The sequence below is a fragment of the Arthrobacter sp. H14 genome, assembly GCF_000520495.1.
Classification (GTDB): Bacteria; Actinomycetota; Actinomycetes; order Actinomycetales; family Micrococcaceae; genus Arthrobacter_C.
In genome coordinates, this window is sequence record NZ_KI914657.1 from 21,204 (window position 1) to 28,483 (window position 7,280).

The following is a 7,280-nucleotide window of genomic DNA, read 5'->3' on the forward strand; positions in this document are numbered from 1 at the left end:
CGCTGGGACAGGACGACGGCGGGCTGCCGCCACAGCAAACCGTGCAGCAACCGGACGTGATCCTGGCCGACAGCGAGCGCCTGATCAAGCAGTACCACGAACGCGGCGACGGCGCCCGGATCCAAATTGGCCTGGCCCCATGTTCGCCCTTCTCCGTCACCACCGACATCATGCGGGACAGCGCCGCTCTGGCCGAACAGTACGATGTCCGCCTGCACACCCATCTGGCGGAGACCATCGACGAAGAGGATTTCTGCCGGGAGATGTTCGGCCTCCGCACAGTCGACTACCTCGAAAGCGTCGGCTGGCTCAGCTCCCGCACCTGGCTCGGCCACGGCATCCACTTCAACGACGACGAAGTAGCCCGCCTTGGTGCCGCCGGCGTCGGCATTGCCCAGTGCCCGACGTCGAACATGCGCCTCGCCTCCGGAATCTGCCGGGCGATCGAGCTGGAAGACGCCGGCGCCGCCGTCGGGCTGGGGGTTGATGGCTCCGCTTCCAACGATGCGTCCAACCTGATTCTCGAAGCCCGCCAGGCCCTCTATCTACAGCGGCTGCGCTACGGAGCCGAACAGGCGACGCCGGAACGGGCACTCCGGTGGGCAACCAAAGGCTCCGCCGCCGTCCTGGGACGGGACGACGTCGGCGAAATCGCCGTCGGCAAGCAAGCAGACTTCGCGCTGTTCAAAACCGACGAACTGCGCTTCTCCGGCAGCCACGATCCCATAGCAGCGCTGCTCCTGTGCGGAGCGGATCGCGCCGACCGCGTGATGATCGGCGGCCAGTGGCGCGTCATCGACGGAGCGGTTGAGGGACTGGACATCCCCGCCCTGATCGCCGAACACTCCGCCGCTGCGCGCAGGATGATTGCGGGATAAATACCCGCCAACCGAAAAACCATTACTTCCACCATACGGATATTGAATTTTCCCTTGTGGAATAGTGTGATGCGGATTACAGTTTTATCATCCTCAAAACGAGGACCGCAACGTAATCCACACCACAATCTGATTGGCAGACCGATGAAGATCAATGACAATGCCGGATGCCTGGAGGGAAAATGAAGACCCTTAAGAAGTCCTGTAGGAGCATGGCGACCCAGATCGCCATCGCCGCCATCGCTGGTATCGTGTTCGGCCTGATCGTGGGTGAATGGGCGAGCAACCTGAAGTTCATCGGAGACTTGTTCATCCGGCTCATCCAGATGTCGATCGTCCCACTTGTGATGGCATCGGTCATTTTCGCCACCGGTTCAATGACTGGTTCAGGTGTGGGCAAGATGGCCTTCCGCACCTTCAAATGGATGATCGGCTTCTCCCTTATCGCTGCTGTACTGGCTGTGGCACTGAGCGTCCTCATCAACCCCGGAGGCGGACAAGTCTTTACCGGCGAGATCGACAGTTCGCTGCAGAAGGACGCCTCACAATCGACTGGGTGGCAAGAGACGATCACCGCCTTCGTTTCCACCAACATCTTCGAGGCAATGTCCTCAGCCACGATGGTCCCCATCATTGTCTTTTCTTTGATCTTCGGCATGGCTCTGAACAAGCATGTGCAGAAGACGCAGAACCGGCTGCTCGTCGACTTCTTCGACCAGGCCCAGCAAGTGGTACTGCTCACCATCCGGCTCATCATGTACATTGCGCCGATCGGTGTCTTTGCCCTGCTCGCCTCGCTGGCGGGCGACGTGGGGTTCGCGGTCGTCACTACCGCGCTGAAATACCTCGGTGCGACGTTGATCGGCGTCCTCATCCTCACCGTGCTGTTTGTCATCGTAGTGTCGGCGCGTACTGGCCTCAGCCCGTTGAAACTGCCTGCCAAACTGGCCGAACAGACTGCGGTGGCCATCACGACGACCAGTTCGGCCGTCACCTTCCCGACCGTGCTGAAGAACACGGTGGAGAAGGTCGGTGTGAGCAAACGCTGTGCCGACTTCACCCTCTCGGTTGGTTTGACCATGGGGTCGTACGGCGCCGTGCTTAACTACACGATCGCCATCATGTTTCTTGCCCAGGCCGGAAATGTGGACCTTACTATCGGCCAGATCATTATGGGAATGGGACTCGCGATTCTCCTCAACATGGGCACCATTACGGTCCCTGGCGGCTTCCCCGTAGTCGCGCTGTTCCTGGCTTCGGCGCTCAATCTCCCGATCGAGGCAGTGGGCCTGCTCATCGCCGTCGACTGGTTTGCCGGCATCTTCCGCACCTTCGTCAACGTCAACGGCGATACCTTCGTCGCGATGCTGGTGGCCAATGCGAGTGACGAGATCGATCGCGACGTCTACGCCGGGACGAAGCAGGCGATCGTTGAAGAGCTGCCGCAAGACGGTGTGGATAACGAGTCTGCTGGCCCAGGTCGCGCACCTGGCCCGGTCACGGCTTCCACTTCAACTACGACTGAGTCGCGGACTTAGAACTGGAGTTGTAAAGTCCCTCCGCTGATAATCCCCTGCGGCAAAGATTAATTTCTTTGCCGCGGGGGATTATTTTAGTCTGTGCCAAACTGCTTGCGCCCGTCCTTCCACACCTGCTCGATCATCGTCCCCACCGTCGTCAGCTGCGCCTCGGTTTCCAGCTTTCCGTTGAGCACGACGACGTCGGCGGTATAGTTTTCGGCTAGCCGGCCAACGGTGTTTTCCGGCGCAATCAGTTCACCGGCGACCGACGTCGTCGCTGCCAGCACCTGCTCCAGGTTCATTCCGGCCTCGGCCATCAGGGCAAGTTCCTCGAGATTCTCCCCATGGACGCCCACGCCCGAATCGGTTCCCATGCCGATCCGGACGCCCGCCTCGACTGCCCGGGCAATGGATTTGCGGTGAATGTCGGCCACCCGGTGTGCCTTCGCAATCACCTGCGGCGGCAGTCCGCTTCCTCCCACTTCGGCCTTGCGGATAACCGCCCTGGGCGCGGCAAGGGTCGGCACGAGATACGCATTCTTGTCCAGGAACAACTGGATCGCCTCATCCGTGAGGTAGATGCCGTGTTCGATGCTGCGGACGCCGGCGCGCAGGGCGTTCATGATTCCAGCCGTTCCCTGCGCGTGCGCCATCACATACTTGCCTTGGGTTTCGGCCTCTTCAACGATGACGGCGATCTCCCCTTCAGTGAATTGCGAGTGCGAGGGGTCGTCGCTGGGTGAAAGTACTCCCCCGGTTGAGCAGATCTTGATCTGGTCGGCACCGGCCCGCAGTAGCTGGCGGGTGGTCTTGCGGACTTCCTCGATCCCATCAGCGACGGCGGCAGGCCGGCCGGGATGTGCGCCCAGTCCCGGCGAACTCGCCCCGGACGGTTCCCAGAAATCGCCATGGCCACCGGTCTGGGACATGATGCTGATCGCCAGGCGCAGCCTTGGACCCTTGATGAGGCCGTCGTCGACCGCCACTTTCGCACCCAAGTCAGCGCCGCCGGCATCGCGCACGGTGGTGATCCCCGCCCGCAGCGTGGCTTCCAGGTTGCGGACGGATTCGTAGAACTGCAGCGAGAACGGCTGGGTAAAAGCCTGCACCGACCCCGGATTCGACGTCGTGGCGTGCACGTGCAGATCGATCAGTCCCGGCAGCACGGTCTTTCCGGTGCAGTCGACCACCGTCGCGTCTGCGTAGTTTTCGGAGGAAGCGAGGTCAGGCCCGACGGCGGCAATCTTCGAGTCCCTGAGGACGACGTCGGTAGTTCCGGGGAGGAATCGCTCGCCGTCGAACACATGGCCATTCGTGAAAATCTTCGTACCGGGCAAGTTGTCCACCTTTACTATCGTTGACACGGCCATCGCTTCGTTGACACCGCCATCCTTGACGCCGCCGTGATCGTCATCACGCCACAGCCATCCTAACCGCTGCGGTTCTGCCCGAATCCTCAGTTTCCTCGACTCCCGTATCCAGCCGACGTAGCCTTACCGCTATGGATGACCCATCGCCGTACCGGTCCTATCTGGAGGCCGAGCGCCGGCAGCGACTCGGCCTGATAACGAAGCTGCGGACGAGTATTGACGCCGCCAGTGATGCCCGGCAGGACTCCAATGTCGATGACGAACACGACCCCGAAGGCTCCACCATCGCGTTTGAGCTCTCGCAGGCATCGACGTTATTGCGCGCCAGCAGTGATCGCCTGGCTGAAATTGAGGCCGCATTGAACAGGCTCGACGACGGCAGTTACGGATATTGCGCTGCCTGCGGAAACCCGATTCCGCCCGGACGGCTCGAAGCCCTGCCATGGACGTTGTACTGCGTTGAGCACGCTAGATGATTGAGTCGTGCGTCCATAGGTGGAACAGCGCGTAAGCACGGTACGGCCTCCAGGGCTCGGACATTGCGACTGCTTCGCGCGCCGTCTTAACTCCCAGCGCCCGCTGGAGGACCAAGTCACCGGAGGGATAGGCATCCGGATCCGCCAGCACCCGGACGGCAAGATAATCGGCAGTCCACGGGCCAATTCCCGGCACTTTCAGCAACGACGCGCGGGTCTCCACCGGATCGCCGTCGTGCTTCAACCGCAGTTTTCCGACGGCGACGGCCGAGGCCAGTTCGTGCACCGTCCGGGACCGCGCTCCGGTGATGCGGATTGCCGCCTGCAGCTCCTGAGGCGGAACCGCGGCGAGCACCTCCGGGTTCGGGAATGCCCGGAACCCGCCCGGCGCATCCGTGCCAAAGGCTTCGACCAACCGCCCGCCGAAGGTACGCGCGGCCGCGAGCGAAACCTGCTGGCCGAGAACCGTCAACACCGCTGTTTCAAATGGGTCCACGGAACCGAGCACCCGGAGTCCCGCCCGAGCGGAGACCATCGGCGCGAGTACGCTGTGCTTCATCAGGGCAGCATCGACGGGAACCGGATCCGTATCGAGGTCCAGCCAGCGCCGGACGATTTCCTCGATCTCGCACTCGGGTAGTTGCCCAGGCGGAAGCTGAATCTCCAGCTCCACCCGGCCGGGAATCTGAAATGACACCCGCACAACAGCGGCACCGGAGCTGGTCTTGATGGTCCGGGTGTGTGCCAATTCGGCCGGCTCCGCATGCTCCATACCGGGGATGGCATGTGCCGCGAGCGCGCCCAGCAGCGGCGCGCTCGCGTATGGCGGGGTGTACGCAAGCTGCCGGTGCAGCGTTCCCCGCGCTCCGCCGTCGTCGGCCAGAGCACCGAACAGACTGCCTGCGTCACGAAACCCACCGTCGCCGGTCATTCGCTCCAGCCGCTCATTTTTTAACGAGCCTGGTGTAGAGATCCGGCATCGTCACCCAAACCCCCGACGATCCGCGGCGGTGACTGTCCACCAGATGCGTATCGATAATGCCGACCGCTTCCATCAGGGCGAACATCGTCGTCGGACCGACAAATGCAAAGCCGCGTTTGCGCAGCGCCTTCGACAACGCCACCGATTCGGGCGACGTCGTCGGAACTTCCTCAAAGGTCCGCGGCGCCGGCGAGGTTTCGGGCTGGAACGACCAGATGAACTTCTCCAGTCCCCCGTCCCCGCGCAGCGCGATTGTGGCCTTGGCATTGGTGATGGTGGCGTCGATCTTGCGCCTGTTGCGGACGATTCCTACGTCGTTCATCAACCGTTCGACGTCGTGTTCGGTAAATTGGGCGACGGTGTCGGGGTGGAAATCCGCGAACGACTTGCGGAACGCCGGACGCTTCCGCAGGATGGTCGCCCAGGACAGACCAGCCTGGAACGCTTCGAGGCTGATCCGCTCGTAGAGTTCCTGCTCGCCGCGGACCGGCATACCCCATTCCGAGTCGTAGTATCCGCGCATCATCGGATCGACCGCCGCCCAGCGCGGCCGCGCCAGCCCGTCCTCGCCAACGACGACATCGCGCGTGCTCGCGGGATCCATTGAGTCCTCTTTCCGTTTCATTCCAAGCAGTAGACGCCGCGGGGCCGATGATTGTGAGATCGTCCGCTGGCGTATTTCATGCGTTCTGAATCAAGGCTAGAGTCTGAACAGTGCTTGAACAATCAACGCCTGACCAATTATCCGCAGCCGTGAGCGATCAAGAAACCGCAGCCGGCTTCGTCCGCGTCCGCGGCGCCCGCGAGAACAACCTCCGGAATATCGACGTCGACGTCCCCCGCGACGCCATCGTCGCCTTCACTGGCGTCTCCGGCTCCGGCAAGTCATCCCTGGCATTCGGCACCATCTTCGCCGAAGCCCAGCGCCGGTTCTTCGAATCCGTCGCCCCGTATGCCCGACGGCTGATCCAGCAGGGACACACGCCCAAGGTTGAGGAAATCACCGGCCTGCCTCCCGCCGTCGCACTCCAGCAGCGCCGCGGCACGCCCAGTTCACGCTCCACGGTTGGCACGCTGACCACACTTTCGAACTCCCTGCGGATGCTCCTCTCCCGAGCCGGAACCTATCCGCCGGGCTCGGAACGACTGGAGTCCGACGCCTTCTCCACCAATACCGCCGACGGCGCCTGCCCACAGTGCCATGGCCTCGGCGTAGCGCATACAGTCAGCGAAGAGTTGCTCGTCCCGGACCCCTCCTTAAGCATCCGCGACGGCGCCATCGCCGGCTGGCCAGGGGCATGGCAGGGCAAGAGCCTGCGGGACATCACAGCAACGCTCGGGTACGACGTCGACATCCCCTGGCGCGACTTGCCCACCGAGAGCCGCGACTGGATTCTCTTCACCGAAGACCAGCCGGTGGTTCACGTGATCCCGCAGAGCGACCGGATCGGAAAACCGTATAAGGGCAAGTTCGTCAGCGCCAGGCGCCACGTGCTGCACACCCTCGCTGAATCCAAAAGCCAGACCATGCGCGGGAAAGTCCTGCGCTTCATGCAGACCGGACCGTGTCCGCTTTGCAATGGCACGGGGCTGAAGGCGGACGCGCTGGCGGTTACATTCGCCGGCCGGAATATTTCCGAACTCAATGCGGTGCCAATGACGGAACTGGCTGACATTATCCGCCCCACCACGGAACTTACCGACGCCGGCGCGGCCTGGGCCTCGGCCGATTCCGGGGAAGCGACTGAGGTTGCCGTGACGGTGACCCGTGATTTGCTGCAGCGGATCGAAGTACTGCTGGAATTGGGCCTCGGATACCTGAGCCTGGGGCGCCCGACGCCAACACTTTCCCCCGGCGAAATGCAGCGGCTGCGGATCGCCACCCAGCTGCGGTCCGGCCTGTTCGGCGTCATCTACGTTCTGGACGAGCCTTCGGCGGGGCTGCACCCGGCCGACGCCGAACCCCTGTTGACCGTGCTGGAGCAACTCAAATCGAGCGGCAACACAGTCTTCGTCGTCGAACATAATATGGACGTCGTCCGCCGTGCCGACTG

General features: G+C 62.6%; 7 protein-coding genes. 4 read left to right on the forward strand and 3 right to left on the reverse strand.

Annotation, left to right across the window (positions count from 1 at the left end; all coding sequences use genetic code 11):
* Together Y707_RS25735 and Y707_RS25740 are read left to right on the forward strand one after the other, a co-directional pair.
* A partial coding sequence (locus Y707_RS25735; protein WP_035781653.1) for an amidohydrolase family protein occupies positions 1-878 on the forward strand: 878 nt, incomplete at its 5' end.
* Positions 879-1,090: 212 nt separating this feature from the next.
* Positions 1,091-2,416 (forward strand): dicarboxylate/amino acid:cation symporter, encoded by a 1,326-nt coding sequence (locus Y707_RS25740; protein WP_155852962.1) that lies wholly within the window; start codon positions 1,091-1,093, stop codon positions 2,414-2,416.
* A gap of 74 nt (positions 2,417-2,490) precedes the next feature.
* Here the strand turns inward: Y707_RS25740 and Y707_RS0112845 are convergent, their stop codons facing one another.
* Entirely contained in the window at positions 2,491-3,735 is a 1,245-nt protein-coding gene (locus tag Y707_RS0112845; protein ID WP_035781674.1) for a metal-dependent hydrolase family protein, read from the reverse strand.
* 164 nt (positions 3,736-3,899) lie between these two features.
* On the opposite strand from Y707_RS0112845, the gene Y707_RS0112850 reads away from it, so the two are divergent.
* Positions 3,900-4,244 (forward strand): TraR/DksA family transcriptional regulator, encoded by a 345-nt coding sequence (locus Y707_RS0112850; protein ID WP_026535399.1) that lies wholly within the window; start codon positions 3,900-3,902, stop codon positions 4,242-4,244.
* On the opposite strand, the gene Y707_RS0112855 is transcribed toward Y707_RS0112850, so the two are convergent.
* Both Y707_RS0112855 and Y707_RS25745 read right to left on the reverse strand, forming a co-directional pair.
* Positions 4,237-5,175, reverse strand: a complete 939-nt coding sequence (locus Y707_RS0112855; protein WP_081744842.1) for a DNA-3-methyladenine glycosylase family protein — start codon at positions 5,173-5,175, stop codon at positions 4,237-4,239. The genes Y707_RS0112850 and Y707_RS0112855 overlap by 8 nt on opposite strands.
* Positions 5,176-5,188: 13 nt before the next feature.
* Positions 5,189-5,851: a DNA-3-methyladenine glycosylase I gene (locus Y707_RS25745; protein WP_253905161.1), complete on the reverse strand. Its 663-nt coding sequence runs from the start codon at positions 5,849-5,851 to the stop codon at positions 5,189-5,191.
* A 128-nt stretch (positions 5,852-5,979) separates the two neighbouring features.
* Between Y707_RS25745 and Y707_RS25750 the strand changes: the two genes are divergently transcribed.
* A partial coding sequence (locus Y707_RS25750) for an excinuclease ABC subunit UvrA (protein ID WP_503487609.1) occupies positions 5,980-7,280 on the forward strand: 1,301 nt, incomplete at its 3' end.

What these genes read in the sequence shown, in the direction of transcription:
- Y707_RS0112855 (WP_081744842.1), bottom strand. Translation starts at nt 5,175, where the DNA reads ATGACCGGCGACGGTGGGTTTCGTGACGCAGGCAGTCTGTTCGGTGCT.
- Y707_RS0112850 (WP_026535399.1), top strand. Translation starts at nt 3,900, where the DNA reads ATGGATGACCCATCGCCGTACCGGTCCTATCTGGAGGCCGAGCGCCGG.
- Y707_RS25745 (WP_253905161.1), bottom strand. Translation starts at nt 5,851, where the DNA reads ATGAAACGGAAAGAGGACTCAATGGATCCCGCGAGCACGCGCGATGTC.
- Y707_RS25740 (WP_155852962.1), top strand. Translation starts at nt 1,091, where the DNA reads ATGGCGACCCAGATCGCCATCGCCGCCATCGCTGGTATCGTGTTCGGC.